This is a genomic window from Methylobacterium sp. J-118 (genome assembly GCF_057836565.1).
In genome coordinates, this window is record NZ_JBYQFA010000005.1 from 12,604 (window position 1) to 39,063 (window position 26,460).

At 65.3% G+C, this 26,460-nt stretch carries 34 protein-coding genes and 2 pseudogenes; 21 read left to right on the forward strand and 15 right to left on the reverse strand.

Annotation, left to right across the window (positions count from 1 at the left end; genetic code table 11):
- The first annotated feature begins 118 nt into the window (after window positions 1-118).
- Genes AC3IF3_RS29810 through AC3IF3_RS29820 form a run of 3 tightly spaced genes read left to right on the forward strand, consistent with a single transcriptional unit; the run spans window position 119 to window position 3,279 of the window.
- Complete coding sequence (locus tag AC3IF3_RS29810) at window positions 119-1,804, forward strand: methyl-accepting chemotaxis protein (RefSeq protein ID WP_489231624.1); 1,686 nt, start codon at window positions 119-121, stop codon at window positions 1,802-1,804.
- 7 nt (window positions 1,805-1,811) lie between these two features.
- Window positions 1,812-2,111, forward strand: a complete 300-nt coding sequence (locus tag AC3IF3_RS29815; RefSeq protein ID WP_489220802.1) for a hypothetical protein — start codon at window positions 1,812-1,814, stop codon at window positions 2,109-2,111.
- Between the two features lie 52 nt (window positions 2,112-2,163).
- A complete protein-coding gene (locus AC3IF3_RS29820; protein WP_489220801.1) occupies window positions 2,164-3,279 on the forward strand; it encodes an HD domain-containing phosphohydrolase in 1,116 nt (371 codons plus the stop codon).
- 15 nt (window positions 3,280-3,294) lie between these two features.
- Here AC3IF3_RS29820 and AC3IF3_RS29825 read toward each other — a convergent pair whose 3' ends face one another.
- On the reverse strand, window positions 3,295-3,774 hold the full coding sequence (locus tag AC3IF3_RS29825) for a PAS domain-containing protein (RefSeq protein WP_489231625.1): 480 nt from the start codon (window positions 3,772-3,774) through the stop codon (window positions 3,295-3,297).
- Window positions 3,775-4,084: 310 nt separating this feature from the next.
- On the opposite strand from AC3IF3_RS29825, the gene AC3IF3_RS29830 reads away from it, so the two are divergent.
- A complete protein-coding gene (locus AC3IF3_RS29830) occupies window positions 4,085-5,173 on the forward strand; it encodes a GGDEF domain-containing protein (protein WP_489231627.1) in 1,089 nt (362 codons plus the stop codon).
- Between the two features lie 212 nt (window positions 5,174-5,385).
- Here the strand turns inward: AC3IF3_RS29830 and AC3IF3_RS29835 are convergent, their stop codons facing one another.
- The 4 genes from AC3IF3_RS29835 to AC3IF3_RS29850 all read right to left on the reverse strand — a co-directional run bounded on the left by AC3IF3_RS29835 (window position 5,386) and on the right by AC3IF3_RS29850 (window position 7,116).
- Window positions 5,386-5,652, reverse strand: coding sequence for a hypothetical protein (locus AC3IF3_RS29835; RefSeq protein WP_489231628.1), 267 nt, complete (start codon window positions 5,650-5,652; stop codon window positions 5,386-5,388).
- A gap of 61 nt (window positions 5,653-5,713) precedes the next feature.
- A complete protein-coding gene (locus AC3IF3_RS29840) occupies window positions 5,714-5,965 on the reverse strand; it encodes a hypothetical protein (RefSeq protein ID WP_489231629.1) in 252 nt (83 codons plus the stop codon).
- A 160-nt stretch (window positions 5,966-6,125) separates the two neighbouring features.
- On the reverse strand, window positions 6,126-6,557 hold the full coding sequence (locus tag AC3IF3_RS29845; RefSeq protein ID WP_489231630.1) for a cupredoxin domain-containing protein: 432 nt from the start codon (window positions 6,555-6,557) through the stop codon (window positions 6,126-6,128).
- A 133-nt stretch (window positions 6,558-6,690) separates the two neighbouring features.
- Window positions 6,691-7,116, reverse strand: coding sequence for a hypothetical protein (locus tag AC3IF3_RS29850; protein WP_489231631.1), 426 nt, complete (start codon window positions 7,114-7,116; stop codon window positions 6,691-6,693).
- A gap of 296 nt (window positions 7,117-7,412) precedes the next feature.
- Here AC3IF3_RS29850 and AC3IF3_RS29855 point away from each other — a divergent pair, with 296 nt between their 5' ends.
- The 13 genes from AC3IF3_RS29855 (at window position 7,413) to AC3IF3_RS29915 (ending at window position 16,763) form a co-directional block, all read left to right on the forward strand.
- Entirely contained in the window at window positions 7,413-8,252 is an 840-nt protein-coding gene (locus tag AC3IF3_RS29855) for an outer membrane protein (RefSeq protein WP_489218482.1), read from the forward strand.
- A gap of 919 nt (window positions 8,253-9,171) precedes the next feature.
- Window positions 9,172-9,459, forward strand: a complete 288-nt coding sequence (locus AC3IF3_RS29860; RefSeq protein ID WP_489220835.1) for a hypothetical protein — start codon at window positions 9,172-9,174, stop codon at window positions 9,457-9,459.
- A 140-nt stretch (window positions 9,460-9,599) separates the two neighbouring features.
- Complete coding sequence (locus AC3IF3_RS29865) at window positions 9,600-11,084, forward strand: PAS domain S-box protein (protein WP_489220834.1); 1,485 nt, start codon at window positions 9,600-9,602, stop codon at window positions 11,082-11,084.
- Between the two features lie 162 nt (window positions 11,085-11,246).
- The gene (locus AC3IF3_RS29870) at window positions 11,247-11,429 is read left to right on the forward strand and encodes a hypothetical protein (protein WP_489220833.1); all 183 of its coding nucleotides are present in this window, start codon (window positions 11,247-11,249) and stop codon (window positions 11,427-11,429) included.
- A gap of 220 nt (window positions 11,430-11,649) precedes the next feature.
- A complete protein-coding gene (locus AC3IF3_RS29875) occupies window positions 11,650-12,606 on the forward strand; it encodes a PhnA-like protein (protein ID WP_489220832.1) in 957 nt (318 codons plus the stop codon).
- Between the two features lie 2 nt (window positions 12,607-12,608).
- Window positions 12,609-13,109, forward strand: a complete 501-nt coding sequence (locus tag AC3IF3_RS29880; RefSeq protein WP_489220831.1) for a YsnF/AvaK domain-containing protein — start codon at window positions 12,609-12,611, stop codon at window positions 13,107-13,109.
- Window positions 13,106-14,014, forward strand: a complete 909-nt coding sequence (locus AC3IF3_RS29885) for a YsnF/AvaK domain-containing protein (RefSeq protein ID WP_489220830.1) — start codon at window positions 13,106-13,108, stop codon at window positions 14,012-14,014. Before AC3IF3_RS29880 ends, AC3IF3_RS29885 begins: the two co-directional genes overlap by 4 nt.
- A gap of 110 nt (window positions 14,015-14,124) precedes the next feature.
- The gene (locus tag AC3IF3_RS29890) at window positions 14,125-14,511 is read left to right on the forward strand and encodes a hypothetical protein (protein WP_489220829.1); all 387 of its coding nucleotides are present in this window, start codon (window positions 14,125-14,127) and stop codon (window positions 14,509-14,511) included.
- Window positions 14,512-14,560: 49 nt separating this feature from the next.
- On the forward strand, window positions 14,561-15,256 hold the full coding sequence (locus AC3IF3_RS29895) for a hypothetical protein (RefSeq protein ID WP_489220828.1): 696 nt from the start codon (window positions 14,561-14,563) through the stop codon (window positions 15,254-15,256).
- An 84-nt stretch (window positions 15,257-15,340) separates the two neighbouring features.
- The gene (locus tag AC3IF3_RS29900) at window positions 15,341-15,826 is read left to right on the forward strand and encodes a YidB family protein (protein WP_489231632.1); all 486 of its coding nucleotides are present in this window, start codon (window positions 15,341-15,343) and stop codon (window positions 15,824-15,826) included.
- Between the two features lie 36 nt (window positions 15,827-15,862).
- Window positions 15,863-16,024: a YidB family protein gene (locus AC3IF3_RS29905; RefSeq protein ID WP_489220742.1), complete on the forward strand. Its 162-nt coding sequence runs from the start codon at window positions 15,863-15,865 to the stop codon at window positions 16,022-16,024.
- 112 nt (window positions 16,025-16,136) lie between these two features.
- The gene (locus tag AC3IF3_RS29910; protein WP_243947511.1) at window positions 16,137-16,331 is read left to right on the forward strand and encodes a hypothetical protein; all 195 of its coding nucleotides are present in this window, start codon (window positions 16,137-16,139) and stop codon (window positions 16,329-16,331) included.
- A gap of 69 nt (window positions 16,332-16,400) precedes the next feature.
- Complete coding sequence (locus AC3IF3_RS29915; protein WP_489231633.1) at window positions 16,401-16,763, forward strand: CsbD family protein; 363 nt, start codon at window positions 16,401-16,403, stop codon at window positions 16,761-16,763.
- Between the two features lie 265 nt (window positions 16,764-17,028).
- Here the strand turns inward: AC3IF3_RS29915 and AC3IF3_RS29920 are convergent, their stop codons facing one another.
- From AC3IF3_RS29920 to AC3IF3_RS29930, 3 genes are all read right to left on the reverse strand, one after another.
- Window positions 17,029-17,781: an IS6 family transposase gene (locus tag AC3IF3_RS29920; protein WP_489220825.1), complete on the reverse strand. Its 753-nt coding sequence runs from the start codon at window positions 17,779-17,781 to the stop codon at window positions 17,029-17,031.
- 195 nt (window positions 17,782-17,976) lie between these two features.
- A complete protein-coding gene (locus AC3IF3_RS29925) occupies window positions 17,977-18,243 on the reverse strand; it encodes a hypothetical protein (protein WP_489231634.1) in 267 nt (88 codons plus the stop codon).
- A 3-nt stretch (window positions 18,244-18,246) separates the two neighbouring features.
- The gene (locus tag AC3IF3_RS29930) at window positions 18,247-19,011 is read right to left on the reverse strand and encodes a Crp/Fnr family transcriptional regulator (RefSeq protein WP_489228848.1); all 765 of its coding nucleotides are present in this window, start codon (window positions 19,009-19,011) and stop codon (window positions 18,247-18,249) included.
- 585 nt (window positions 19,012-19,596) lie between these two features.
- Here AC3IF3_RS29930 and AC3IF3_RS29935 point away from each other — a divergent pair.
- A pseudogene (locus AC3IF3_RS29935) lies at window positions 19,597-20,286 on the forward strand (PAS domain-containing protein); the annotation flags it as partial.
- A gap of 111 nt (window positions 20,287-20,397) precedes the next feature.
- On the opposite strand, the gene AC3IF3_RS29940 reads toward AC3IF3_RS29935, so the two are convergent.
- On the reverse strand, window positions 20,398-20,793 hold the full coding sequence (locus AC3IF3_RS29940) for a hypothetical protein (RefSeq protein WP_489231642.1): 396 nt from the start codon (window positions 20,791-20,793) through the stop codon (window positions 20,398-20,400).
- Between AC3IF3_RS29940 and AC3IF3_RS29945 the strand changes: the two genes are divergently transcribed.
- The 3 genes and pseudogenes from AC3IF3_RS29945 to AC3IF3_RS29955 all read left to right on the forward strand — a co-directional run bounded on the left by AC3IF3_RS29945 (window position 20,713) and on the right by AC3IF3_RS29955 (window position 22,962).
- The gene (locus AC3IF3_RS29945) at window positions 20,713-20,901 is read left to right on the forward strand and encodes a hypothetical protein (RefSeq protein ID WP_489220843.1); all 189 of its coding nucleotides are present in this window, start codon (window positions 20,713-20,715) and stop codon (window positions 20,899-20,901) included. The two genes, AC3IF3_RS29940 and AC3IF3_RS29945, sit on opposite strands and share 81 nt — an antisense overlap.
- Before the next feature lie 74 nt (window positions 20,902-20,975).
- Window positions 20,976-21,779, forward strand: a pseudogene (locus AC3IF3_RS29950) (transposase); the annotation flags it as partial.
- An 817-nt stretch (window positions 21,780-22,596) separates the two neighbouring features.
- Window positions 22,597-22,962 carry a hypothetical protein gene (locus AC3IF3_RS29955; RefSeq protein WP_489231636.1) on the forward strand — a complete coding sequence of 122 codons (366 nt, stop codon included), beginning with the start codon at window positions 22,597-22,599 and terminating at the stop codon, window positions 22,960-22,962.
- 5 nt (window positions 22,963-22,967) lie between these two features.
- Here AC3IF3_RS29955 and AC3IF3_RS29960 read toward each other — a convergent pair whose 3' ends face one another.
- The 6 genes from AC3IF3_RS29960 to AC3IF3_RS29985 all read right to left on the reverse strand — a co-directional run bounded on the left by AC3IF3_RS29960 (window position 22,968) and on the right by AC3IF3_RS29985 (window position 26,345).
- Complete coding sequence (locus AC3IF3_RS29960) at window positions 22,968-23,159, reverse strand: hypothetical protein (RefSeq protein ID WP_489220820.1); 192 nt, start codon at window positions 23,157-23,159, stop codon at window positions 22,968-22,970.
- Entirely contained in the window at window positions 23,083-23,901 is an 819-nt protein-coding gene (locus tag AC3IF3_RS29965; protein WP_489220819.1) for a hypothetical protein, read from the reverse strand. The genes AC3IF3_RS29960 and AC3IF3_RS29965 overlap by 77 nt, the downstream gene beginning before the upstream one ends.
- Window positions 23,898-24,884: a site-specific integrase gene (locus AC3IF3_RS29970; protein WP_489231637.1), complete on the reverse strand. Its 987-nt coding sequence runs from the start codon at window positions 24,882-24,884 to the stop codon at window positions 23,898-23,900. Before AC3IF3_RS29970 ends, AC3IF3_RS29965 begins: the two co-directional genes overlap by 4 nt.
- Complete coding sequence (locus AC3IF3_RS29975) at window positions 24,871-25,218, reverse strand: hypothetical protein (protein WP_489231638.1); 348 nt, start codon at window positions 25,216-25,218, stop codon at window positions 24,871-24,873. Before AC3IF3_RS29975 ends, AC3IF3_RS29970 begins: the two co-directional genes overlap by 14 nt.
- 162 nt (window positions 25,219-25,380) lie before the next feature.
- A complete protein-coding gene (locus tag AC3IF3_RS29980) occupies window positions 25,381-25,698 on the reverse strand; it encodes a ribbon-helix-helix domain-containing protein (RefSeq protein WP_489231639.1) in 318 nt (105 codons plus the stop codon).
- 2 nt (window positions 25,699-25,700) lie between these two features.
- Complete coding sequence (locus AC3IF3_RS29985) at window positions 25,701-26,345, reverse strand: nucleotide-binding protein (RefSeq protein ID WP_489231641.1); 645 nt, start codon at window positions 26,343-26,345, stop codon at window positions 25,701-25,703.
- Window positions 26,346-26,460 lie beyond the last annotated feature (115 nt).

Sequence of the window (26,460 nt, forward strand, 5' to 3'; positions counted from 1 at the left end):
TTTTTGCAGCGTTTTCAGAAATAAACTTTTAATTAGTGGAATTAATCAGAAATGTTGATGGCTCCGACGTATTCTGTCGAGCAGGAAAAGTTTTTATTCCTGATCAGAAGATGGAAAGATGCACCTCTCGCTCAAAGCTGCGCTCGCGGCTGCCTTCGGCCTGCTCGCCCTCATCGCGGGTGGGCAAGGCGCGCTCTCTATCATCGAGCTCGGGGGTATCCGGGACTCTGTGTTCGATGTGGCAGCAATACGGCTCCCGTCCGTGGTGGCGGTCGGGCAGATGCGTGAGGCTGCGTCCGAGGTCCGTATTAAACAGCTGCGCCTGCTCACCCTGTCGGATACGCCGGCTCATCTGGCCGAGAACGAGGCCAAACTCGCCGCGACCCACGACAAGCTCGCGCAAGCGCGCAAGGCTTACGAACCGCTGATCTCCTCGACGGACGAGCGTGCGCTCTACGATGCATTCGCATCTGCATGGAAGCGCTTCGAGCAGGCCGATGCCGAGATGCGTCGTCTGATGGAGACCGGGCAACAGCCGTTCGCCCTCAAGCAGATGACCGCCCCCGAGACCGCAAACCTCTACGACGAAGCTCGTGCCGATCTCTCGCGTGACGTCGCCCTGAACGAGCGAGGGGCTCGCCGGGATGCCGACGCGGCCGCATCCGAAGCCGACACCGCCACACTGACCGCCTACGTCGCCGTCGCCTTGGCGCTCGTTGCCGCCTGCGCCGCCGCTGCCTTCGGCCTGCTGCGCGTGTCTCGTCCAATCCAGACCATGGCACGGGCTATGGGCGTGCTCGCCGGTGGCGATACAGAAGCGGCGGTGCCCTATCGCCTGCGCCGGGATGAGATTGGTGCGATGGCCGCCGCCGTGCAGGTGTTCAAGGACAACCAGATCCGCACCAGCCAGCTAGAGGCTGAGACCGCGCAGGCACGGCTGGCCGCCGAGGAGCAGCGCAAGGCCGGCATGCGCCAGATGGCCGATGGCTTCGAGCAGGCGGTCGGCGGGATCATCGGCTTGGTCTCAGCCGCCGCGACCGAGCTGCAGGCCACCGCCGGCTCGATGTCGGCGATGGCGGGTGAGACTTCCGCTCAGTCCGGCGCGGTGGCCGCCGCGGCCGAAGAGGCCGCCGCCAACGTCAACACCGTCGCCGCCGCCGCCGAGCAGCTCGGATCGTCGGTTCAGGAGATCGGACGCCAGGTGGATGGATCGGCGAGCCTCGCGCACCTCGCGGTAAGCGAAGCCGACCAGGCCGGTGTTCTGGTGCAGGAGCTGAGCGCCGCGGTCACGCGTATCGGCGACGTAGTCGGGCTGATCTCGACCATCGCCGGGCAGACCAATCTCCTGGCGCTCAACGCCACGATCGAGGCCGCCCGCGCCGGTGCAGCAGGCAAGGGCTTCGCGGTGGTCGCCTCCGAAGTGAAGGCCCTGGCCGAGCAGACCGCCAAGGCCACACACGAAATCTCCGGACAGATCGCTCAGGTCCAAGCTTCAACCGGTCAGGCGGTCACGGCGATCACGGGCATCACCGGGCGGATCCGCGAGATCAGCGGCGTGGCGACCTCGATCGCAGCTGGCGTGGAGGAGCAGGGCGCTGCCACCCAGGAGATCGTGCGCAACGTCAGCCAAGCCGCCATGGGTACGGGCGAGGTAACCAGCAACATCGCCGGCGTCGCGAATGCAGCCGAGGAAACGGGTGCAGCGGCGAGCCAGGTTCTGGGCGCAGCGTCCGAGCTGTCACGCCAGTCCGAGCACCTCACGGCTGAGGTCGGACGCTTCCTCGCCACCGTGCGAGCGGCGTGAGGCGACGATGCCTGAGGTTTACCTGTTTCCGAGCCGGCTGAACCGCGAAGGCGCGGAGCGCCTCGCCGAAAGCCTGGAGCAGGCCCTTGGGGCCAATGTCGACCACGGTCCGCGCTGGCCCCAGATCCGCTCGCTCGGATTGTCCCTGCAGAATTTGAGCCGTGACTTGGAGCATGAGGTCGACCGGATGGGGTCCATCTTGGATCCGACACCGGAGATCGAAGCCTTCCGCGACAGTATCCATCGCCTGGCCGATACCTTCTCGCGGCTCGGCACAATGGCGCGAGCTTATCCGTACAAGGCGTGACCTCTTCCGGATGCCCGACCTTCGACCGTACCCACGCATGGAGTTGGCTTCGATGGACGTCCTCCTCGTCGACGACAGCAAGGCCACGTTGCTACACCTCCGGCGTCTGCTGGAGGCCGAGCATGGAGTCGTCGTGACTACGTGCACCGATCCGCTCGCCGCACTGGTCGAAGCCCGAACCTGCGCCTTCGACCTCGTGCTGGTCGACCAGCACATGCCCGAGATGGACGGCATCGCGTACATCCGCGAAATTCGGGCCATACCACACTACGCCCAGGCGCCGATCGCCATGATCACCAGCGACATGTGCGACACCGTCAGGCTCAGTGCGCTGGAGGCGGGGGCCACCGACTTCCTCGACAAACGGGCCAAGGGCGTCGAGCTGAGCGTGCGGCTGCGCAACCTCGTGCGCCTAGCCAGTGCCGTGCGTCACTTGGACGAGCAGGCGTCGCGCATGGCTGGTGAGATCGAGCGGGCGACGCGCCGGCTACGTGAGCGGGAGGCGGAGGTCATCTTCCGGCTCGCCCTGGCCGTCGAGTACCGGGACAACGACACCGGCGACCACACCTGGCGCGTTGCCCGCTACAGCCAGATCATCGCAGAGGCGATGGGTCTGCCCGAGGAGTTCTGCCGGCGCCTGTACCTCGCGGCACCGCTACACGACATCGGCAAGGTGGCCGTGCCGGACGGGATCCTGCTGAAGAAGGGGCGCCTTGATGAGGCCGAGTTCGCCGTCATCCGCACGCACCCGACGATCGGTAGCCGGATCTTGGGGGACAGCGGCTCGGAGCTGATCAGCCTCGCCGCCGAGATCGCGGAGGCACACCACGAGAAATGGGATGGCAGCGGCTACCCGCACGGCCTGAGTGGCGAGGCCATCCCTCTATCAGCGCGGATCGTCGCGGTTGCGGACGTGTTCGACGCCTTGACCACGGTGCGACCATACAAGGTGGCGATGCCGTTCGGTGAGGCGCGGAACTGCATCCAGGCTGACAGCGGCCGGCATTTCGACCCCGCATGCGTGGCGGCGTTCGCGTCAGCCTGGGCGGCGGTTTTGGCCGTGCCCGAAGCGGTGGTCGAGTTGCGTCTGGGATCGATGGCCCGGACGACCGAGCCCTGGGCGCGCATACCGGAATTGCGACGCGAGATAGCCGAGGGCGTGGAATAGCGCCTTAAGTTCCTCCTACGACTCCTCGAACACCGCGAGTGCTCGCAGAGCACCGGTCAGGGGATCTCCGACTGCGATCACGGGCTCATAGCGTCCCGCTACGCCGGAAGCAGGTCGGCCGAGGCGTCTGATCACCTCCCGCTCGAATGCGACGAAGCTCTCGATCCGCCCACTGGAGTCGCGGAGCGGGCGGCAATCGATCTCGGCCCGGTACTTGGTGCCGTCCCCGCGGTAATTGGTGACGTAGCCGTGGAAGCGCTCTCCAGCTGCCAAGGCGCGTCTGAAGATATCGAGCGTTTCCTGGCGGGTTTCCTTCCCCTGCATGAAACGGGGGCTCTGCCCGATGATCTTGCCGAGGTCGCGCCCGACGAGGCGTGCGAAGGCAGGATTGGCGTAGCGGATGATCGGCCCCGGCGGATCAATCGCCACGTCCGTGACGACGATGCCTACGGGAGCATCTTCCGCCAGGGCCCGGATCAGGTCGAGAACCATCATGGATGGAAAATGCATCAGACAGGAAATGTATCCACCATAATCAGATGCGATGCTGGCCGGCGAAGAAAGCGATTAAATGATTCAGTTCTGTGAATATTAAACAAAACTAAACTAAAACTAGAGCTTGTATACGTAACAAAATGTATTTTTTGTTGACGGCGACGTAACTATTATTCATTTGGATGCATTAGGGTCTGGTTCCGGAGACGAACGCATGCCCGACACTAGGTACGGTTACACGCCCCCCGTCAATACTGCCTTGCGATGGTTGACAGATCCTGGACGTGCAGCTTCGCCAGCGATCGCAAACGTGCTGCTCGGCGAGTTATTTTCGACTCCGAACGCGGTCATAGCGGGTGTCATAAATGGCTTGGTGCTCAACGGCGCAGCGTTGTTGATGGATCGAGGGCAGATTTTCGCGCTGTTCATTGTGGTCGATGTCTTTCTCGTGGCTGCGCGTTTAGCGGTGGTGCGGCGAGCAGCGACGCTCGCCTCGCGCGGGATGCCCACACCCACGGATCTGTATCTCGTCACGGCCACGCTTTGGTGCGGACTCCAGGGAGGGATGGCGTTCGCCGCCATGCGTACCAACATACTTCCATTGCAGCTTCTGGCTGCGACAACCGTCATGGGATTGATCGGGCCGATCTGCGCTCGCAATTACGCCGCCCCGCGCTACGCGCTCATGCTCGTTTGCATGTGCGACCTGCCTTTTGTCGTCGGCGCTGCCGTGTCTGGAGAGCCCTGGCTGCTCGTCCTCCTTCTTCAAACGCCCTTGTTCCTCTTCGGGGTAATGAAGATTATCGAGCGATTTCAGACTATGGCAATCACAAACCTGACGGCGGAGCAGAATAATCGTCATCAGGCGAGGCACGATGCGTTGACCGGACTACTCAATCGGTTCGGCTTGATGGAACAGCTTGATGCTCGTCAGATAGGCTTTAGAAATCGCTTCGTCCTGTTTTATCTCGATCTCGATGGCTTCAAAATTATCAACGACTGTCACGGTCACCAAGCTGGCGACAAGGTCCTGAGAGCGGTCGGTGAACGTCTTCGAGAAAGTGTTCGCGACATCGACATCGTATCGCGCCTTGGGGGCGACGAATTTGTCATCGTCGCACCAGAGCTTTCACCGAGTTCAGTCGAGCGTTATGCCGATGCACTCATCCAAAGTATCGCTGGCCCGCCTTACCTGCTTAATGCAATAGGGCTGCTGCGGGTCGGCCTCAGCATCGGCTCTGCGCGCTTTCCAGAGGATGGTGAGTCGGGCGACGACCTCCACCGGAAGGCCGATGCCGCCTTGTACGAAGCCAAGGCTGCGGGACGAGGTGTCCATCGCAGCTTCATGCTTGTTTCATCCAAGCTCGCATCTGAGACTATCACTGCTCCTGCCGCCTGATTGCCTACGCTTCTCATCAGACGCTCGAAGGCCTGCTATCCCGGCCGAGAATGCCGAGCTGCGCGAGCAACTGGCCTCGACCCAGGACATGCTGGTTGAGACTGCGGTCGACGCCGGCAACATGCACGCCCTCGTCGAAGCCATGCGGACCGAGCGCGATGCGTGGCGGGAGGAGGCTGGGCGGCTGCAGACGGGGTCAGCGTGCTTCCATCTCAATCCGATGGACGCCGGCCGAAATCAGTCGGCTTGGCAGGATAGAGTTGGCTATCTGGACGCAGTCCGAGCACGCCCATGACGCGGTCACGAGCCCCCGCCTCGGTGATAGGCAAGCCATCCTCAAGTCTGGCAAGCACCTCGGGGGCGACCTGTGCGAGCGCCGCCAGGGTCTCAATCGAGTAGGCACCTCGTACGCGGGCAGCATGGATCTGCACGGCTAACGCTGCATCCAAGGTCGCGGGCTTGTCGTGTTGTTCGCTCATGGGCGAGCGGTACGTGCCGGCGTAGCCTCAAGTTTCGCCCGGACACATTTTTGTAGATGGGCTATTCCATCCCGGCGGGCTGAGGGCGCGGTAGGCCAAGCTCGTTAAGGCCGAGAAACAGGGCAAACTGCGTCAGCACGGTGAGTGGAGCCGTGCAGTCGCCACCGTTCTCGATACCCGCGATGAGTTCGGGTTCGACGTGGACGAGGCGCGCTGCATCGGGAAGAGATAGACGCAGCCGTGCTCGCGCCGGACCGGCGTGCTTCACGAGATTGTGGAGCACGACCTCCCGCTGATCCTCAACCGCATCCATAAAAGGTGCCCGAGCCGCTAGGACCTGTGGCCCTCACGAAATCGTTACATCCAGCCCGAGTTCGGAAAAATACCCAGAGTTGCACGCATGACCTGCGTCGGCTGCAGGTTGTGTCACCGCACCCAAACTGACTACCCTCCCTTGGCTTCGTATTTGCCTCTCACTGTACGTGGAGGGTGAGCTTCATCTTCGGGTGGATGCCGCACTGGATGATGAAGTCGCCCGGCTCCTTAAGCGTCAGCGTGGCCTGCTTCCCCGGCTCCTGATCGCCGGCATCGAACGCGAACCGATCGGCCTCGATGAAGGCGTGATGCACAGCGTTCTCGTCGCCGTTGACCAGTGTGATGGTGTCACCCCGATGCAGGAACAGGTCGGTCGGCGCGTAGTGCCTGCCCTTCTGCAGCACGATGCTCATGGCACTGGAGAGATCCGCGCGAGCCGATCCAGCCGCGGCGAGCGCGACGGTCAAGGCAAGAAATAAGGCGGTGGTTCTATAGGCACGCATGTTCCGACCCGGATCAATGCGAACCTTTTGCAGGAGCGTTCGATAAGGGAGCGGCTGAAGAACGCGTAAAATTTGAACGATCGCCATTCAGCAGGATCGACCACCCGCCCCCTGCTCGCCATCTTGAGCCCATTACAGCGCAGCACGGCCAGACCTACGATCTGCAGGAGGAACCGGTACCCCGGGGGGGCTGGTTCGGCCTCGTCGAGCGCCCCATGCTTCAAGCGTAGGGACCGCCGAACAAATCGCCGAGCGCCTTCCGCCGGAACAGGGTGCGCCAACGCCGCCGCTGATGCTCCGGCCGGTCGTGGATCATATGGCATCGCTGGCAGAAGGCCGCGAGGTTGGCGTCGGCGTTGTTCGCGGTGTCGTGGTCCCGATGGGCTGCAGCCAACACCACCCAAGTCCGGCGAGCTCGTCCAAGGATGTCAGCCTCCGCAGCTATCCGGATCCGTCTGCCCCAGCCGTCGCGCCAGCGGCTAGCGTCCGCGTCCCACCAGCGCCCATCGCCGAGGTGGTAGACCATCCGACCGTGCGGCCGCCCGCAGCTCTCGCAGCGGCCCTGCGCCCGGCCGAAGCGGATCGCCATCGATAGCTCGCGCCAGTCGATCGGGTAGAAGAAGCGGTGCTCGGGCCGGATCGGCATGATGGGGCTGAATACCCGATGGCGGGCCAATTCTGTGGCAGGGCGGCGGATCGCTTCTGTAGCATCTCGGCAACAGCCGCGGGCCAAAGTTACGGGATGCTGCAACCAAACCACTGCCGAGATGTTACGACGACCGGTCGTGTACATCGCAATGTATTTCGACCGTGCAACGCATGTTCATGGATGGTTTACTATACCGTCCCACGTCATCAGCCGGCAGTGTGTCCGTAAAACTACAGCCATTTCATCTACGGACGGGTAGCCTTCTCGTCAGATCGAAATTTGGACCTTACGTTATGACCAAGCTCCTGACCTCGCTGGCCGCGTTCACCGCCCTGACGGCCGCCGCCTCGGCCGCCGACCTGCCGCGCCGCGCCGCCCCGCCGCCGGTGTTCACCCCCGTGCCGGTGTTCACCTGGACGGGCGCCTACTTCGGTATCAACGCCGGCTACGCGTTCGACGCCTCCAGCCGCAGCAACAACAACTCCACCTTCGGCGTCCCGGCCCCCTACGCCGCCGCCGGCACCACCGCCACCTTCGGCAACCGCAGCCAGGACGGCTTCTCCGGCGGCGCCCAGATCGGCTACAACTACCAGTTCACCCCGGGCTCGGGCGTGGTCGTCGGCATCGAGGCCGACGCCCAGTACCTCGACTTCGGCCGCAGCCGGAACAACGCCTTCATCAACGGCGCCCTCGCCCCCGGCTACTACGTCACCGACCCGCGCGGCCTGTCGAGCCTCGACTACTTCGGCACCGTGCGCGGCCGCCTCGGCTACGCCTTCGACCGCACCCTCGTGTACGGCACCGGCGGCTTCGCCTACGGCTCGGGCAGCGCCGACCGCTCCTTCGGCGGCTACGCCGGCAACGACAGCTTCCGCACCGGCTACGCGGTCGGCGGCGGCGTCGAATTCGCGCTCCCCACCGAGTCGTTCCTGAACTTCTTCCGCTCCTCGGCCGTGACGCTCAAGGTCGAAGGCCTGTACGTCAACCTCGACCGCAACACCCGCAACCAGGGCGCGTTCGTCATCAACGCCGCCAGCAACTTCCCCGCCGTCTACAGCAGCGGCATCGGCCGCCGCTCCGACGAGTTCGCCGTCGTCCGCGCCGGCCTGAACTACAAGTTCGGCTCGTACTGAGATCCGGTCGCGCTGCTCCCGGCACCCGTGCCGGGAGATGCGATGGTGGGCGAGGGGTAGTTGGTCCTCCTCACCGCCCCTCATCGCCGAAGAGCAGCCAATCGGCTGACCTTCGCATCCCCAGCTCGATCAAACTGGCCGCGAGGTCGGCGACACCCCGGGAGCACCCGCTCCTGGGGTGTTTCTTTGTTCTGGGAGTTGGGCGCTGAGAGGTTCAGCCGATCGCCCAGAACAGCGGCAGGGCGCCAGCCAAGAACAGGGCCGAGGACAAGAGCACGGCCAAGCGCTCGCGATGATAGTGGATGAAGGCGTGGAAACTGGCGAACATGGCGATGCCGGATCGGGGAAGGCATCTCACGCTCGCCCCTGAACCTTGACCAATCAGAGGCATCCGACGTCGTCCACAGATGGTCGTCGATGCGTGTCACCACCGAGCCACATGCGACTGGATGTGCTCAGGCGCACCCCGCGAAGGCGGGGCTGGGCGTATCCGTTTCGTCGTGGCCGTCATTGCCCCCTCAGGCGGCCCGACCAGCGGCGCAGTGACCTCAAGGTTGCTGCGCCGTTGTCGTATAAACGCTCAGCTTACGGCTCAGGCTATGCCGCTACCGCCTCGGCGCCTCTGGCTGCTGGTTTGGCGTGCGCGCATCCCGAGCGCGGTAGAGGATCCGTTAACCTTGCCGCCCCACCATGCTCTCAGCGATCGGCTCTGGCCGCGCGCCGGAAGAGCAGCACCGGGGTCGTCTTGAGACGGCGGGCCTTGGTGCGGCCTCGCCAGCGCAGTCGCGGTGACGCTCCCAGAAGCTGCTCCAACCTCGTAGTGGTCGCGCAAGATTTTGGATCTTTCGAGAGCACACCGCCGCTAACGCAACGTTAACCACATCGGTTGTGCACTGCGAGGTGTCCAGAGAGACTAGCCATGCGCCACATCCACGTCGTGCCCGGTCTGCGCCTGCGGTTTGCTGGCCGCGACGAGACCTTCGACGAAGGTGTTGAAATCGGTCTCCTCGCGGCTCAACTGGCATCGGGCGTAGCCGAGTTCACGATGACCTTGGCCGCCAGTACACTGGACCAAGCGCGTATGCTGGCGACGAATATGGGCTACCGCCTCCACGTCACGACGATGGATGAAGGCACGCTCGAAGTGATATTTATTACTGGAAGCCGCCGGCCCAAACTGCAACTTGTGCGTAACAAATCCTCGTAAGCTCATTGGTGCAGTTACTCGGCCGGAGATCTGCTCGGCGAGTGCATCCGAGGCGATCGACTAGATCAGGATCGACAAAACGCGGCGGTCTGGGCTTTTCCTCGCATTCGAGCGTTGGCGCTTCGGATGGAGATACCCCGATGGTCGATGAGGCGCGCCACATACAGATGCGGCAGATCGTGGCTGGTCTATCTGAGGGCGTGATCCTGATCGAGCCGGATCAGACCATCGCTTACGCCAACGATGCCGCCGTGATGATGCACGGCATTACCGATGTCGGCGATCTTGGCGCCACCGTGTCCGAGTACCGTGCGAACTTCACGCTGCACTACCGCAATCATCGGGAGATTGGCCCGCTGCAGCATCCCCTCGACCGGGTGCTTTCAGGCGAGGTGTTCCGCGACGTCGTGGTCGAGCTGGTCCCGACCCGGGATCCAACACACAGGTGGATGCACCGTATACGCAGCCTGGTGACCACCGATGCGGCCGGCACGCCGAGTGGCCTCGCCCTGGTGATGCAGGACGTGAGCGAACGCTATCAGGCCGAGGCCCGGTTCGAGCGGATGTTCAACGCCAACCCGGCCCCGGCGATCATCTGCCGGATCGCCGACCTGCGCTTCGTGCGGGTCAACCACGGCTTCCTCGACCTGACCGGCTACCATCGCGATGATGTCCTCGGCCGAACCTTCTGCGAGATCGACCTGCTGCGCGAGGCCGAGCGGCGCGAGATGGCGATCCATCGCCTGCACGAGGGACGCACAATCCCACAGATGGAGGCTCAGCTCGCCACGCCGTGCGGCCGCGGCCGGTACGTGATCGTGGCCGGGCACGCCATCGAGATGCCAGGCTCTGGCGGCATCGAGCCGTGCATGCTGTTCACTTTCGCCGATTTGGAGGATCGCCGGAAGGCCGAGATGGCCCTGCGCCACAGCGAAGAGCGCTTCGCCAAGGCGTTCGATCTCTCACCGGTGCCGAGCGCGTTGCTGGACGCGGACGGGCTGGAGATAACCAGCGTCAACCAGGCCTTCGCCACGACGTTCGGGCATATTCCCGATACCGTCGGCGGCCAGTCGCTCGCCGATCTCGCGCTCTGGGTTGATCGCGCTGAGCAGCGCAAGTTCTCCCGCGATCTCAGGCGGCTTGGCAGCGTGCGCGGCTTCGAGGCTGTGCTGCAGGATGCGGCGGGCGCGGAGATCGACTGCTTGGTCTCGGCCGAGCGAGTGAGCATCAACGATGAGGCCTGCGTGCTGTGCGTCCTGCAGGACATCACCAGTCGCAAGCTCTCGGAGCGCGAACTGATCACCGCCATCGAGGCGGTGATGGCGGACGCGTCGTGGTTCAGCCACGGGGTGATCGATAAGCTGGCGACCCTGCGCCACCCGACACGGTCCGGTCGGACGTCGCCCGGGGTCGAGAACCTGACGATCCGCGAGCAGGACATGCTCACGCGGATCTGCCAGGGCGCCACCGACCGGGAGATCGGCGCCGAGCTGAAGCTGTCGCCGAACACGGTGCGCAACCATGTCTCAGGGCTGTACCGCAAGCTCGGGGTCAACCGCCGCAGCGCGGTGGTGGTGTGGGCGCAGGAGCGCGGCATTGGGCCGAACACGCGTCACCGGCGCTGAGACAAACGAAAACCGTGACAGAACTACCAGGCCGGCTTGGTGCAAATGTACTTTATATAAATCGTCGGAACTTCTACTAAATCGCCTAATTACACGGTGGTAGCTCTGCTCACACGAGCATCTCGGAAGATCATCCTGGCGGGTTGATACGAGGAGATCCGTGTGGCCGAGCGTCGAAAGGTGCTCTCGCCCGACTATGCCCGGGCGCTGATCAAGGAAGCCATCGGCATCATCGAGGGCGACCGTGCGATCCAGGCGGAAGCCGCCGCCGAGATCGCTGCCATCGAGGCGGCATACGCGTCGTCGAACCCCGAGCCAGGACCCAAGCGCTCGACCTGCTCGTGATGCTGGAGCGGGAGCTGACACACGGCCCGCAACCAGTTCGGTCAGCCCGGCATCGCGGGGCTGAACCTCGACCGATCTGCTCGTCACCGTCGTCGGCGTGGTGGTCGGGCGGCGGCTCGACCACGCCCTAATCGGCCACCGGGTGCTCTGAGCCCAGTCAAACCCGCTTCCGCCGACTTCAGGCCGAAGATCGAACCACACTGAACTGAAAGTACCGACCATGGCGTTATCACCTGACACCACCCGCGCGGCCTACGACCGCGACCTCCCCACCGCCAGTGCGGTCTCCCCTGCGGAGGACATGCGCACGATGGCGCTGCACTCCATCTCCTGGGGGGCGGTGTTCGCCGGCGCGGTGATCGCGCTGGTCGCCCAGGTCATCCTGAACATGGTCGGGCTCGGGATCGGGCTCTCGACCGTCGACCCGGCCGGTAACGGCACCCCGACCGCGGGCAGCCTGTCCTCGGGCGCCGGGATCTGGTTCGTGATCTCCGGCATCCTCGCCTCCACCGCTGGCGGCTGGCTCGCCGGGCGCCTCTCGGGCAAGCCGGCCAACACTACCACCGCCTATCACGGGCTGATCGCCTGGGCGGTTTCGACCCTGGTCGTTGTCTACCTGTTGTCCTCGGCGGTCGGCGGCATCGTCAGCGGCGCGTCGAGCGCGGTGTCGAGCACGCTGGGCGGCGCCGGTAACCTCGTCGGCGGCTCGGTGAAGACCGCCGCACAGGCTGCCGCCCCGTCGCTGCCGGGCATGGACAACCCGTTCTCGAACATCGAGAGCCAGGTCCGCAATGGCACCGGCAATGACCCTGAAGCCCTGAAGAACGCCGCCGTCAGCGCGATGCGCGCCGCGGTGACCGGTGACGCTGCCCAGCAGAAGGACGCCCAGGAGAAGGCCGCCCAGGCGCTGGCGAAAGCGCAGAACATCCCGGTCGATCAGGCCCGGACACAAGTCGCCCAGTACGTGCAGCAGTTCAACGACACGGTCGCCAAGGCCAAGGAGCAGGCCAAGCAGGCAGCCGATGCCGCGGCACGGGTCGGCTCACAGGGGGCGCTCTACGGCGCCCTGGCGCTGATCCTCGGCGCACTGGCCGCCTTCTTCGCGGGCCGCGGTGCGGCGGTCGATCCGGTGGTGAGCCACACCGGCATCACCGCCACGACCCAGCGTCGGATCTGATCATGAGCGATCCCGCCGCCAGCCAGCCGAAGCTCTCACAGACGCAAGGCGTAGAGACGGCGGAGGTCACTTTGGGCGAGGAGGTGGTTCTCCCGCTGATCGAGGAGACCGCTCGCATCGACAAGCAGGCGGTGGAGACCGGGCGGGTGCGGGTTTCGACCCGGACGGAGACCGTCGATCAGGTCCTGCGCGAGAGCCTGCGCAGCCAAACGGTCGAGGTCACCAGGGTGCCGGTCAACCGGACGCTGTCCGAGGGCGAGGTCCCCCCGGTGATCCGCGAGGAGAACGGGGTGACCGTCATTCCCGTTCTCGAAGAGATCCTCGTCGCCGAGAAGCGCCTCGTCCTGAAGGAGGAGGTGCACGTCCGCCGAAGCTCCGCGGATGAGGACGTCGAGGTCCCGGTGACGCTGCGTAAGCAGCGCGCCGTGGTCGAACGCGTGAGCCCGGACGGCCACGCAAGCGAACAGATCGATCCCCCTTCAGCTCAGGAGACAACACCATGACGCAGACGATCACCGCGCTGTTCGATCGCCCGGCCGAGGCGCAGGCCGCGCAGGCCAAGCTTGTCGCCGCCGGCATCCCGCAATCGGCGATCAAGCTGGTGCAAGGTGCCCAGACGGCGCGCACGAGCGGCTCGTACGACTACCACAAGGACGAGGGCGGATTTTGGGGCTCGCTCAAGGACTTCTTCATGCCCGAGGAGGATCGCTACGCCTACAGCGAGGGCCTGAGCCGCGGTGGCACGCTGCTGACCGCGAGCGTCGAGCCGGCGCAGACCGAGACGGCCTACGATGTCCTGGAGCAGCACGGCTCGGTCGACCTCGACCAGCGTGAGAGCGCGTGGCGCAAGGAAGGCTGGAGCGGGTACTCGGCGACGGGCGGCACGACGACGGCCAGCTCGACCACGGGTACGACAGCAACCGGAACGGCGGCTACAGGAGCCGCGGCCCTGAAGGGTGCCGGGACGACCACGGGCGAGACCGACTACATCCCGATCGTGGAGGAGCGGCTCAACGTCGGCAAGCGCGTGGCCGAGAGCGGCCGGGTGCGAGTTCGCTCCTTCGTCGTCGAGAAGCCGGTTGAGGAGCAGGTCACCCTGCGCGACGAGACCGTGCACGTCGACCGGCGCGCGGTCGACCGGCCGGTGACGGCGGCCGACGAGGCCTTGTTTGCGAGCAAGACCATCGAGGCGACCGAGATGCGTGAGCAGGCGGTGGTGTCGAAGGAGGCCCGCGTGGTCGAGGAGGTCGGCATTCGCAAGGACGCGGGTCAGCGCACCGAGACCATCACTGACAAGGTGCGTCACACCGAGGTCGAGGTCGAGGATGAGCGCGGCAACGTCAGCCGCACCGGCACGACCGGCACCACGACGACCGGGACCACGCCGGGCACTCGCAAGCCGGTCTGATCCACCTGAGAGCGCTGCCTGGAGCTTGGATGCACCGGGCAGCGCACCCTGCCGATATCAGACGTCGGATTGGCCGTCCCTCTACTACCACCAGACAAACAGGCCCTGCCATGTCCCTGAACCGCTCGATCCTCATCGTGTTGCCCTTGCTCGCAGCAGCGCCCGCACTGGCGCAGACGACCGTCACCGGGCAGCCGGCGACGAGTGGTGCTTCCAGCGCGACGTCCGGCGGCCAGAACGCCGTGACGCGGCCGAACACCGATCACAGCCACGACGGCAAGGCAGCCGCCACCGGCACGGGGGCGAACGTCAAGTTGGAGCGGGGCGCCAACAGCTTCACCGAAGGTGAGGTCCGCCGGCGGCTTGAGCGAGCCGGCTACCACGAGGTCAAGGACCTGAAGAAGGATGGCGACGGCATCTGGCACGCCAGCGCGATGGTGGACGGCAAAGCTGCCAGCGTTGGCCTAGACTTCAAGGGGAACGTCGCGGTCCAGTAGCCGGTCCCCTCGCTCGATCTGTCCCACCCGAATATCTCGGAGTCATCCCATGCCAGCACAGACCCTCTCGGCCCTGTACGACCGCTACGACGACGCTGCGGCGGCTGTGACGAAGTTGGAGGCGGCCGGCGTGCCGCACTCGGATATCAGCCTCGTCAGCAACAAGGCGGAGACCGGCAATGCCGGAACGGGCGACACGGCAGACCATGCTGCCACCGGCGCGGGGACGGGCGCGACGCTCGGCACGATCCTGGGCGGTGGCGCGGGCCTCCTCGCCGGCCTCGGGCTGATGGCCATCCCAGGCGTTGGTCCGGTCGTGGCCGCCGGTTGGCTCGTGGCGACGCTGACCGGTGCGGGCATCGGTGCCGCAGCGGGCGGTTTGACCGGCTCGTTGACCGGCGCCGGTGTGACTGAGACCGACGCGCATGCCTACGCCGAGGGTGTGCGCCGCGGCGGCTCGCTGCTGACCGTGAGGGCGAGTGAAGCTCACGCCGGTGTAGCCACGCGCATCCTGGAGGAGCACGGTGCCGTCGATCTCGACGCGCGTGCGCAGGGTTGGGAGAGCGAGGGCTGGAGCGGCAAGACTGCCGACGAGGCCCCAAGGGACACATCGACCTTGATCGGCTCGGACGCGGCCGCCGGCTCGCTCGTGCGCGAGAACGATGCGGTGAGCGCTCCCATGGCCGGTACGGACACGTCGATGTCGGGTGCCCGCAGGGTGCGTGTCTACAACCACCCAGTCTGATCCTCGGCATCCATCCTTGGGTCCGGCCTCATCGTCGACCCATACGATCATCCCGGCCTGAGGGCCGCTCCCGGAGCACCACCCATGGGCCTACTCGACAGCATCATCGGCAGCGTGGTCGGCGGTAACGCCGGTCAGCAACAGGGTGGCAGCGCTAACCCCCTCGTCGGCGCCCTGATGAGCCTTCTGGTCGCGCGGGCCGGAGGCGGCGGCCTCGGCGGCATGTTGGGTAACTCGGGCGGCGGCATGGCTGGCGCCAGTCAGGGCGGTCTCGGCGGTCTGCTCGGCGGCGGTGGGGCCAGTGGGCTCGGTGCCCTCGTGGATCAGTTCACCCAGGCTGGCCACGGCGGGGCGATCAACTCGTGGATCGGCCAAGGTCAGAACCAACCGATCGCGCCGCATGACCTCGGCGACGCGCTCGGTCCCGAGACGGTAGGCCAGCTCTCGCAGCAGACCGGCATGGGCAGTTCCGACCTGCTGTCGCAACTCTCGCAGTTGCTGCCCGGCGTGGTCGACCAGCTTACCCCACAGGGTCGTATGCCGACCGAGCAGGAGCACGCGCACTGGTAACGTTCTTCGCGACCGATCACGCCGCCGTTTTATGAGATCACCCTTCGTCAGTTGCAGCAGGGCATATGTTCTGCGGTGCTCGACAGCCTGTCGTGGCAGACCGACCTGTCGCACGGCGAGTTACTTTTCCGGCTCCCACAGGAGCTTCCCTCAGTGGTGAACCGCTACGCCCCTGATGGCAGGTTACCCGTGCGCTGACGCGGTGAGCCTGAGGACTTTCCGCACGCCGGTGGAGGACGACCTCACCCGGACGCGCCGGTCGATATGACCGCAACGAGCACCGTTATGGTGCCGAACGAGGAACACAGCCATGGCCCAGAACGCACACCACGAGGCGGCCAAGCATCACGAGGCAGCCGCCAAGTCGCACAAGACGGCCGCCGAGCACCACGAGAAGGGCGACGCCAAGGCGGCCGGCAAGCACTCCGAGGAGGCCCACGGCCATTCGGCGAAGGCGCACGAGAGTTCGACTAAGGCTCACGGCAAGAGCACCGGCAAGCACTGATCGACTCTCGTAGAACCAGCCGGGCCCGCGATGCATGTGGGCCCGGCTGCCAATTCAAGGAGGGACACCATGGACGAGAACCGCATCACCGGCGCCGCGAAGGAACTCGGCGGCAAGGTTCATGGCAAGGTCGGCGCCGCGATTGGCGACCGCGAGACCCAGGGCAAGAGCAAGATGACCGAACTGAAGGGTTCGACCGAGAACCTCGTCGGACAGGCCAAGGACGCGGTGCGCGACGTGGCCGACCAAGCGAACGATCTCGCTGGTGAGGCGATCAAGAAGGGGCGCGAGCGCTTCCCTGAGGCCGAACATGCGTATCGACAGGGCGGTGAGGTGCTCAGCCAATATGCGAAAGAGTCGCCGCTCATAGTCGTCGCGATGGCGGGCGCGCTCGGTTACCTTCTTGCACTGGTCATCCACGGTCGGAAGTGAAGGCCGCTTCCGTGTGGATTATGCCGCTCGATGCGATCCGAGGCCATCCATGACCGCTGGTGCCAGGGACCTCGAACGCGACGTCGAGGCGAGCCGGGCTTGGCTCGACGGGACCCTCGATCGGTTGCAAGCGCGGTTGCCCTACCCTGCGTTTGCTGAGAGCATCACGGCGTCAGTGCCGATCTCGGCACCGTTGTAGCCGAGTATCCGGGGCCTGTCGCAAGCCGTATCGTAGGCCGCAGGAAAGGCGAGAACCGCCTTGTTTTCAGATCTCGTTAACCTTTTGAAGCCCGAAGCAGACCCCAAGCAGCTGGTTCTGCTCGCGCACGGTCCACGCGCCGGCAAAGCCGAAGCCCTTGCGCAGCCACAGCATGGCCTCGAAGCCGCAGATCGTGCGGCGCGCCGTATGGAAAGAGCGGAACCCGCCGACCCGCGTCATCGCCCGCTTCACCCGGAAGTGGTCGCTCTCGATCCCTTGCTGCAGGTGCTTGGTGACGTAGTGGAGGGGTGTGCGGGGTAGCAGGCCGTCGCTCCTCGCAGCTACGATGGCGGGCGGATAGGTTCCGGCGCCGTCCGTGCCGATCCGATCAGGGGCGAGAAGCGGCTGGTCCGCCAGCATTTTACGGAAGAACCGCTTGGCCGCATCGAGATCGCGCCGGGCGGTCAACAGGAAGTCGACCGCGTCACCGTGCTTGTCGATGGCCCGGTATAGGTAGCGCCACTCGCCGCGCACCTTGATGTACGTTTCGTCGATCCAGATCGAGCCGCAGTGTGGCCGGCGGAATGCGCGCAGCCGCTTCTCGATCAGCGGCGCGTAGGCGAGCACCCAGCGGTTCAGGGTTGAGTGGTCCACCTCCAGACCGCGTTCCAGGAACAGCTCTTCGATGTCACGGTAGCTGAGCGGGTAGCGCAGGTACCAGGACACCGCCTGGACGATCAGCGCCGCCTCGAAGTGCCGGCCCCGGAAGTCGGCCTTGGCGCGCTGTTTCAGCTTGGCGGCGATGGTGTGGAGGGTCATGAGCCGGCTCCAAGGCGGAGGCGGCAAGCTGGGCGGGTGTGGCTAACGACCCATGAACGAAGGGCCGTCTGGGTTTGCGACACGCCCATTGGAACCTCCTGAAAGTACCCCAGGCTTGAGAAAGGTTCGGGGGCGTCGCGTTCCAGCAGAGTGCGGACGCCGGTATCGCCCAACCACGGGGCAGCGCCGACGAGGTTAGGTCGGCGCTAGGCGTTGCCGCAGCCAGCGCGTCGCCTCCTCCAGGTCCAGGAAGGTCGGAGACTTGTTCCCCTGCAGCCGGCCGAACCCCGCTTCCAGAAACCAGCTTCCGACATTGGCGTGCTCGGGTTCGGCGAGGCGGACAAGAACCGCCACAAGGAGGCCGTTGGCGATCACCAGCATGCCGTCACGGTCGGGGCTACCCGTGTCGACCGCGATCGGCTGCAGAACGATCAACGTCTCGACGTTGCCCCGCTCGGACATCGGCTAGCCTTCCTGGGCTCGGCCGAGCCAACTCAGGTCGTGGCGCTCTCCCCAACGGGTATTGCGCAGGTGCAGGTAGTTCGGTGCGAAGCTGCAGAACGCCTTTAGCTGCTCGACGTCGAGAATGGTCAGCACCCGGCGCTTGAGGTGGATCAGGCCGAGGGCGCGCAACCCGCGTAGGGTTCGGTTCACGTGCACGTCGGACAAGCCGATCATGTCAGCGATCTCGGTCTGCGTGAGTGGGAACGCGTAGCTATTATCGGTGACACGCCCCACCGCCTCCAAGCGCATCAAAAGTTCGCAGAGGAGGTGAGCGATGCGCTGGTCCGGAGCGCGTGCGCCCATGTTGACCAGCCACTCTCGTAGGACCGCACCGTCGACCAGGGAGCACCACCAGAAGGCGCGCGCGATGCTCGTGTGATGCGCCGTGATCTCATCGATAGCCTGACGGGGGATGTCCACGACCTGGCACTGCGAGATGGTGCCGATGGTGTGATCCATCTCGTCGAGGATGAACACGTTCAGGTCGCAGAAGTCACCTGGTACCAACAGGGCCATGATCTGCCGCTGGCCGTCCGGAAGGACCTTGTACCGGCAGGCAAAGCCGTCGAGGATCAGCAGGACGTTGTCGGGCTTGTCGCCTTCCCGGATCAGATCCTGGCGCGCGCCGACGTGCCGAACCTTGAGTATCAGGTTGTTCAAAGCCCAGCGAGCTTGGTCGGACAGCGGCTCGAAGCTCTCGAGCTTCCGCGTCAGCGCCTGCTGCATTAAACCGCCCTCCCAAAAGAGAGAACGAGGTGATCGTTCGAAAGGTGCCTCTCGAAGGAACGCCAGACCGAGCCCAGTCGATCTAGCGACGACACCGCGAGCACGACATTGGATGCCTGCGCCCTGTCCAGTGATCGATGATCCGCCCGGTAAAAGACCCCGCCACCCGAACCGGGCGACGGGGCTTGAGTACGCTTGGGTCGGAAGGAGCCGTGCAGGCGATGAAGGGGCAAGGAACGCTCGCGCAGCTCGCTGCGCTCGCAACATCACAGCTACAGCTTGCTACCCATGGCAGTGACCGGAGATGCCCATCCGATCAAAAAGCAGGTTTCACCGAAATTTACCCTCAATAGAGGCCAGGTACCCCAAAGCGGTGATTAATTTTTCGTAAAAGGTTCGCGCAATTGTCTTTTGATAAGGGGACGGAGCGCAGTTTCCGTAGCCTGACGATAGCTTGACACTTCGTCATGCGAGACCAACGCGCGGGAGCCGGCAATGGCAACAGGAGCTCTGTGGGATCGTCTCTCCCTGGCGCTGTCCCCCGGCCCGAATGGCTACGGTTCGCCTCGACGCCGGTCACCTCCAATGCACCGCCTGTTCGACACCGGAACGATCGAGGCGGTGCGGCGTGGCCTGTGGTCCGTTGAGACCCTCAGCCGGTGCATCGTCGAGGCGAGCCCGGACTGCATCGAAGTACTCGACCCGCAGGGCAATCTCCAATTCGCCAACCCGACCGCGCTGCAGCAGCTGCGCAGCTGCGACACCGCTGAGAACGAGGGAGAACCATGGTCCCTATCCTGGCCCGAGGAGGCGCGGGCGGCCGTTTTAGTTGGGCTCGAAGCTGTGCGCGAGACCGGCGTCGCCCGCTTCAGCCATTGGCGTCCGGGGATCTTCGGAGAGGCGCGCTACTGGGACGTAGCCCTCTCGCGCATGCTGGACGATGACGGGGGTCCCATCGGCCTGCTTGCGGTCTCGCGGGACATCACCGCATCGGCGAAAACCCAGGCCGATCACGAATTGCGCAGCCGTGAACTGAGCCACCGTCTGAAGAACGTCTTCGCCCTGGTCAACGGCCTCGTCACCCTCTCGGCACGCGACATCCCGGTAGTGCAGCCGTATGCACGGACGCTGCGGGATCGGTTCACCAGCCTCGGTCGGGCGCTGGAGTACCTGCACGCGTCGCCCCAGGATAAGGCTGCGCCGCGTCCGGCGCAGACCCTGCAGGCGTTACTGCGCGCCTTGCTGATGCCTTACGACGGCGTGGGCAGCGCGCATCGCCGTATCCGGTTCTTCGGCGGAGCGGATGTTCCAATCCGCGACACGGCGTTGACCAGCCTCGCGCTGATCATCCACGAACTCGCGACGAACGCGGTCAAGTATGGCGCCCTATCTGGTGATACAGGCACCGTCAGTCTGAGCTGTCGCCGCTACGACAAGAGCATCAGCCTGATCTGGTGCGAGCGTGGTGGACCGCCGATCGCGCAACCGCCGGAACATGCTGGGTTCGGCGCAACCTTGGTCCAGCGCAGCGTCGGCGGCCAGCTCGGCGGCAAGATCGCTTATCACTGGGGGCCCGAAGGCCTGCGCGTGGTGATATCTATACCGATTGATCTGCTGAAGCAGACGGAGGCGACCTGACGCACGCTGGCAGACCTCGTGATGCTCAGCGCTGATCCAATCCGCTTGGACAAGCACTAGGTTGTGACCATCGAAAGCAAGCAGGAACTCGTGCGGCTGGATGCTGCCGACGATGTGAATGGGCTGGCGGTCGCACGCGATCAGGTCGAGCTGCGGAACCGCGTAGCTTCGCAGATACAAACCAGCTCTCGCCGCGTTCAGTCAGGATCGGACATAGAACTGGATCAGGCTGCCCGCAAACAGACCTTCTGAACTTCCGAGAAGGGTCCAGGCTGTGTGAAAACGCGGTGATCTGGTAAAGTAAACCCCGATCTAGGGAGGTCGGGATGAAGCGTTTCATAGCAGGCGAAGATCGTCAGCAGATCACACTCCTTCCCGATTGCCTGGACGACTACATCACCGCCGACAATCCGGTTCGCCTCGTCGAGGTGTTCGTCGATGAGCTCGATCTGCCCGCGCTCGGCTTCCCTGGCGCCGTGCCGGAGGCAACGGGCCGTCCGGCCTATCACCCGGCAACGCTGCTCAAGATCTATCTCTACGGCTACTTCAACCGCGTCCCGTCGAGCCGCCGCCTCGAACGCGAGAGCCAGCGCAACATCGAGTTGATCTGGCTCACCGGCCGGCTGATGCCCGACTTCAAGACGCTGGCCGACTTCCGTAAGGACAATGGCCCGGCCATTCAGGCGGCCTGCGCACAGTTCATGGTGCTGTGCCGCCAGTTAAACCTGTTCAGCAAAGCGGTCGTCGCCATCGACGGCAGCAAGTTCAAGGCGGTCAACAATCGCGACAAGAACTTCACCGCCGCCAAGGTCGAAGCCCGTTTGGTGCAGATCGAGGCGAGCATCGGCCGCTATCTCGCGGCGCTGGATCGGGCCGACCGCGCGCCGAGCGACATCGCCGAGGCGCGCACGACGCGGCTCAATGAGAAGATCGCTCGTCTGCGCGAGCAGATGCAGGTTCTCCAGGCGATGGGCCGGCAAGTCGAGGCCGCCTCCGACGGCCAAGTCTCGCTGACCGATCCCGACGCGCGCTCCATGGCGACCAGCGGCAAAAGCACCGGCATGGTCGGCTACAGCGTCCAGGCCGCGGTGGATGCCGAGCACCACTTGATCGTGGCGCATGCGGTGACCGGGCCGATGCGCGCGAGTCCATCATCACCGCGGCGTGGGCTTGTTAGCGGCCTGGACCAAAGGAGGCCTGAAATGAGCGCCGTCTCTCCAATCGCTCAGGTGGCTCAGCATTTCCTCGAGGATGTCGAGCATGCCATCGAGCTCGGCCACGGCCGCGGCCAGGCTGTCGGCGGATCGCTGCCAGGGTTCCATTTCGTCGTGCGGTATGCCCCCCAGCATTCTCTTGACGCTCGCCACCTGCTCGCGTCCGGCCGCTATCGCCGCTTCGATCAGGGACGGATCAACCGGTACGAGCGTTCCATCGGCGGTTCGGCGACCCAAAAGCCGCTGCATCGAGTCCAAATTCACAGACAGCGTGAGCAGGTTGGTGGACGTGGAACCGTCTATCATCGGGTTGCGCTCGACGGCGGTAGGGGCGGTAGGGGCGGTAGGGGGGGTAGTTCCGCCAGATCCAGCAGCACGCGCGCGCCCTGGATCGCCGCCAGCGTCTCAGGAGCCGCTCCTTGCCAGCGTGCTCTACATTCCAATTCCCACAGTCGGAGCCCAAGCACCGCGGCCCGTCGTGGGTTTCGGGCGAGTGGAAATTCGTCCAGCAGGCCGATGAGCTCGGCCATATGCGAGCGTGGGATGTCTGTCTCGGCGATAGATTGCATGCGCCCGACCCTCCGCACCCCGAGCCGGGGAGGCTGCATTGTCTCGAGAACACATGCTCCATCAAATTTAGGATCTGGATGCAGATCTCTGCCGATGATCAGGCCGCATACGGCGCGGTCGCGGCCCGTCCAGTTCGCTCGTGGGTCCTGACGGGAGCGCTACCATGGGCGACATCCTCACCCTCCCCGTCGTGCAACGCGAGCGACTGCGTGAGGTGCACAGCTACGTGTTCGCGGCCGGCCTCATCCTGGTGCTGATGCTCGACACGGACGAGGGCGCGCACCAGCCGCGGCGCCTCGCCCTAGTCGGGCCTGAGCCGCTGCCGATCGAGACGCTGGCCGCCTACCACCACGATGCCGACGGGCGCCGGAGCGCGGACAAGATGGCCGCCGCGGTGCTGCGAGCGCTCCAGCTCGCCGAATGGACCACCCGGGTGAGGTGGCGGATCGCCCCCCCCCTTTTTATAGGCGGGAAAAACCCTCTCGCATGCGCCCGCGTACAGCTCCCGAAACTCCCGAGGGAGCGCTAGACGGCTCACCCGAACCCGGCTCTGATCGCCGCGTTCGAGATCCGGACCATGCGGCTTACCTCCCGGCGCAGCTCGACCATCTCGGCCGTGTACATCCCGGTTCGATAGGCGCCGTTCCGCTCACCCTTCTGTCCGCCGCTTCCCCTTCCCCCGCCGTGCATCCGGCATCGGGCCTTCTCCCTCACCGCCGGCGACATGCACGGGGTGCCTGCCCTGGTCTGGGCACAGCATCTCCGGATTAGCCTGAAGGGCGAGGGCTGCCGGTCCAGTGAGAGCGGGTGCATGGGCTTGGCTTCCATTTTCGATGTGGCCCCCTCCGGCCCCTCCCGGTCCCCCGGTGACATTGCCGACGATGGCCTGACCACCGGCATGGACGTGGACGTGTTCGACCGTGACCTTCTGGGCGCCCCCGCGGCGGATCTTGGCGAGGGCTTCGAGCTGCGTCGTGTAGGTCCGCAGCATCTTGGTCGCGAGCGTGCCGAACCGCTCAATGTGCTCGGGGGCCGCTGCACACTTGGCCTTGGACAGCATGTCCATCGCCAGCGCGTGCGTGCCGAGCATCTGCACGGCCAGCATGGTCTCTGCCTCGTTCTCGGGGGCGATACCCGCTATGGCCGCGATGCCGGCGTTGATCTGATCCTGGCTGGGCATCGGCTTGCCGCGGCTGCGCATGATCTCACCGACCTCGCCGCCCGTCCGGTTGGCAAAGTCTGCCGAGACAGTGCCGAAAGTGGCGCGATGCACGACCTCGAACCCGCCATAGTCGTTATGCGGGATGCCGACCGTGATGTCCCCGCCTTCGATCTTCTTGACCTCATAGGCCAGGGGTTCGGTTCGGCCCCGGCAGTAGGCTTTCGCCTTCTCCATCGCGGCTCGTTCCTGTGCGTTCGGCTCTCGCTTTGGCTCGGGCGGTTTAGCCTTGGGCTTGCGCTTGGTCATAGGAAGCCGCTCCCCGAGTGTCCCTTGAAGGCGTTGGCCCGGCGAATGTACCCGACGACCGTCCGTGGGTCCCGGTGGCCCGACTGGTCCATGATGCGGGCGAGATCCGCCCCACGCTCGGCCGCTGTCGTGATGTACCCGGCCCGCAGCGAGTGCGCGCCGAATGTCGAGGCATCAAGACCGGCGGCCGCGCAGTAGCGCTTGATGATATCGGCCACGGCTTGCGTGGTCAGGCGGGGCGGCAAACCGGACACGATGTCCGTTTTGCGCACGTTGCCCGACCGCGACACCGGCCGGAACACCGGGCCCGAGACGATGCCAGTTGCGTCCAGCCACTCGCGCACCAGGGCTACCGGTCGGATGAACCGGCCGTGCGGGATGGCCTTTTCAAAGCCCCTGCCCTCTTGGTCGACCTTGCTTCGGCGGACCATGACGCGAATGCCCTCGGGATCCTCGCGCAGGTCCTCGACATCGAGCGCCACCAGTTCGGAGCGCCGGAACGCGCCCGCGAAGCCGAGGGCGATAAGAGCGCGATCTCGCTTGCCCGTCAGACTGTCGGGCGTCCGCATCAGGAGAGTAGCCAGGATCTCCGCGGTTGCGGCCGCCTTCTGCGTCGGGGCAACGCCTACCTTGCGCCGGGCGCCCTTCATGGCGGCGCGCACGCCTTCATCATCTGTCGGATCGGCGACGCCGGCCAGCTTGTGTGCGTACCGGATCGCGGCGAGCCTCCGGCCGAGCGTCGAGGCAGCGCGGCGGTTCTCCGCTTCCGACACGATGAAGCCCGCCACGGCCTCAGGGCTCGCCGGCATCGGTCGGAACCCGTACCGGTCGCACCACGCCTGAAACACCAGCACGTCGCCGCGATAGGCACGCACCGTCGAGGGCGCCTTGCTGGCCTGCTGATAGGCGCGGACGATCGCGGCTGCCTCCGCGGGCAGTCCGGCCTCGACCGGCTCGCCGATCAGGATCTCAGAGGTCGGCATCGCAGCCCCGCCCGGCACCCAGCGCCGCGGCGAACATCTCGCCGAGAACCGCGTCCGCCCAGTCGTTCGGTAAATCCATGTACCGGGAGGCGTGCCGCACGAGGCCGCACCATACCCGGCCCTCCTCAAACTCCACGAGGCCGCACCATACCCGGCCCTCCTCAAACTCCAGGGCCGGGCATGGGCCTTCCGTGCCGGCGCCGATGTACTCGACGGCGAGATGGCACGGCTCCTCGGCGCAGCAGTAGCCACAGCCGTTGCACGCTGCGCCTTTGGCTGGCTTCACCGGCAGGCACTGGCCTTCGGTGCCGTCTATCAGATGGATCGTCGGCATAGGCTCTGCCTAGCAGCCAAACTTTCGAGAATGACCGTTATCGAAAGTTACAGCCGATTTGGCTCCGAAGCAAGTCCGCAGGTACGTTCGTGCTTAGCTACGTGCTTACGTAATGACGTAGGCAAGCGCGCACCCACGCACCCACGCGGGTGCGGCTTGGGCTCAACCGCCCTCTCGCTCAAGGTAGGCCATCAACGCCGCCTCGATGATCTCCTGATGGCTGGCGTCACGCTCGAACGCGAACCGCCGGAGCCGCTGATAGCGCGGTTCGGACAGCCGGAGCGTGAGCGACTTCGTGCGGGGCTCCGCGTCCGACTGCGGCCGAGGTACGGCGACCGGCGCAACTGCGGGTTTGGGATCCGGCGCCGGGGCGCCAGTGCCAGGACCGGGCGCCTCGCCCCGCTGCGGCACGTCGGACGGCCTGGGCGCACCCTTGGCCTGGATCAGCCCATCGAGGGACGGTGTCTGCTTCGCCGCCATGGTCAACGTCTCGCTTTCGCCTTGCTTGCGTCTTTACGTAGTTGCGTCAGTACGTACTCAAGCACTTCCTTCACCTCGCGCGCTGCCGCGGTCTCGGGCTCGAACTCCGTCACGGCCTTGCCCGAGATCGCCGCCGTCGGGAAATCCGTCCGATCGTGGATGACGGTCGGCGCGAGCTTCCCGTGCTTGGCGAGCGCCATCACGGCTTGCATCTGCAACCGGGTCCGCGGCTTGGCCTGCGTCAGCACGAACACGAACGGGCACCCGGCATCCTCAATCAGCGCCAGGGTATCACCCACCGCGTCGAGGTCGTCGGGGGAGGGGCGCACCGGCACCACGGCGAGGCTGGCGTGCGCGAGCAGGCTGCGCAGCTCGGGGCGCACCGACGGCGGCGTGTCGACGTACAGGAACTCGATCCCTGCCGCGGCCAGCCGCTCGGCGCCCGCCTGAAAGTCGGCGACCTCGATCCGCACGAGCGCAGGCTGCGAGGCCTCGCGCCGGTTCCACCAGCTCGTAAGCGACCCCTGCGGGTCCGTGTCGAGGAGCGCGGTGGCATGCCCAGCTTGGTGCGTCGCCACCGCGAGACTGCGCATCAGCGAGGTTTTGCCTGCGCCACCCTTCTGGCTCGCCACCACCACGACGTGCATCAGTGCCTCACTGCGTGCTTACGTAATGACGTAACGACGTAGCTGCGTCAATCCGTAGCTGCGTCGGTGCTTCGAATCATCGGGCCGCCCGAGGCCGCGCCGCCATCTATCACGT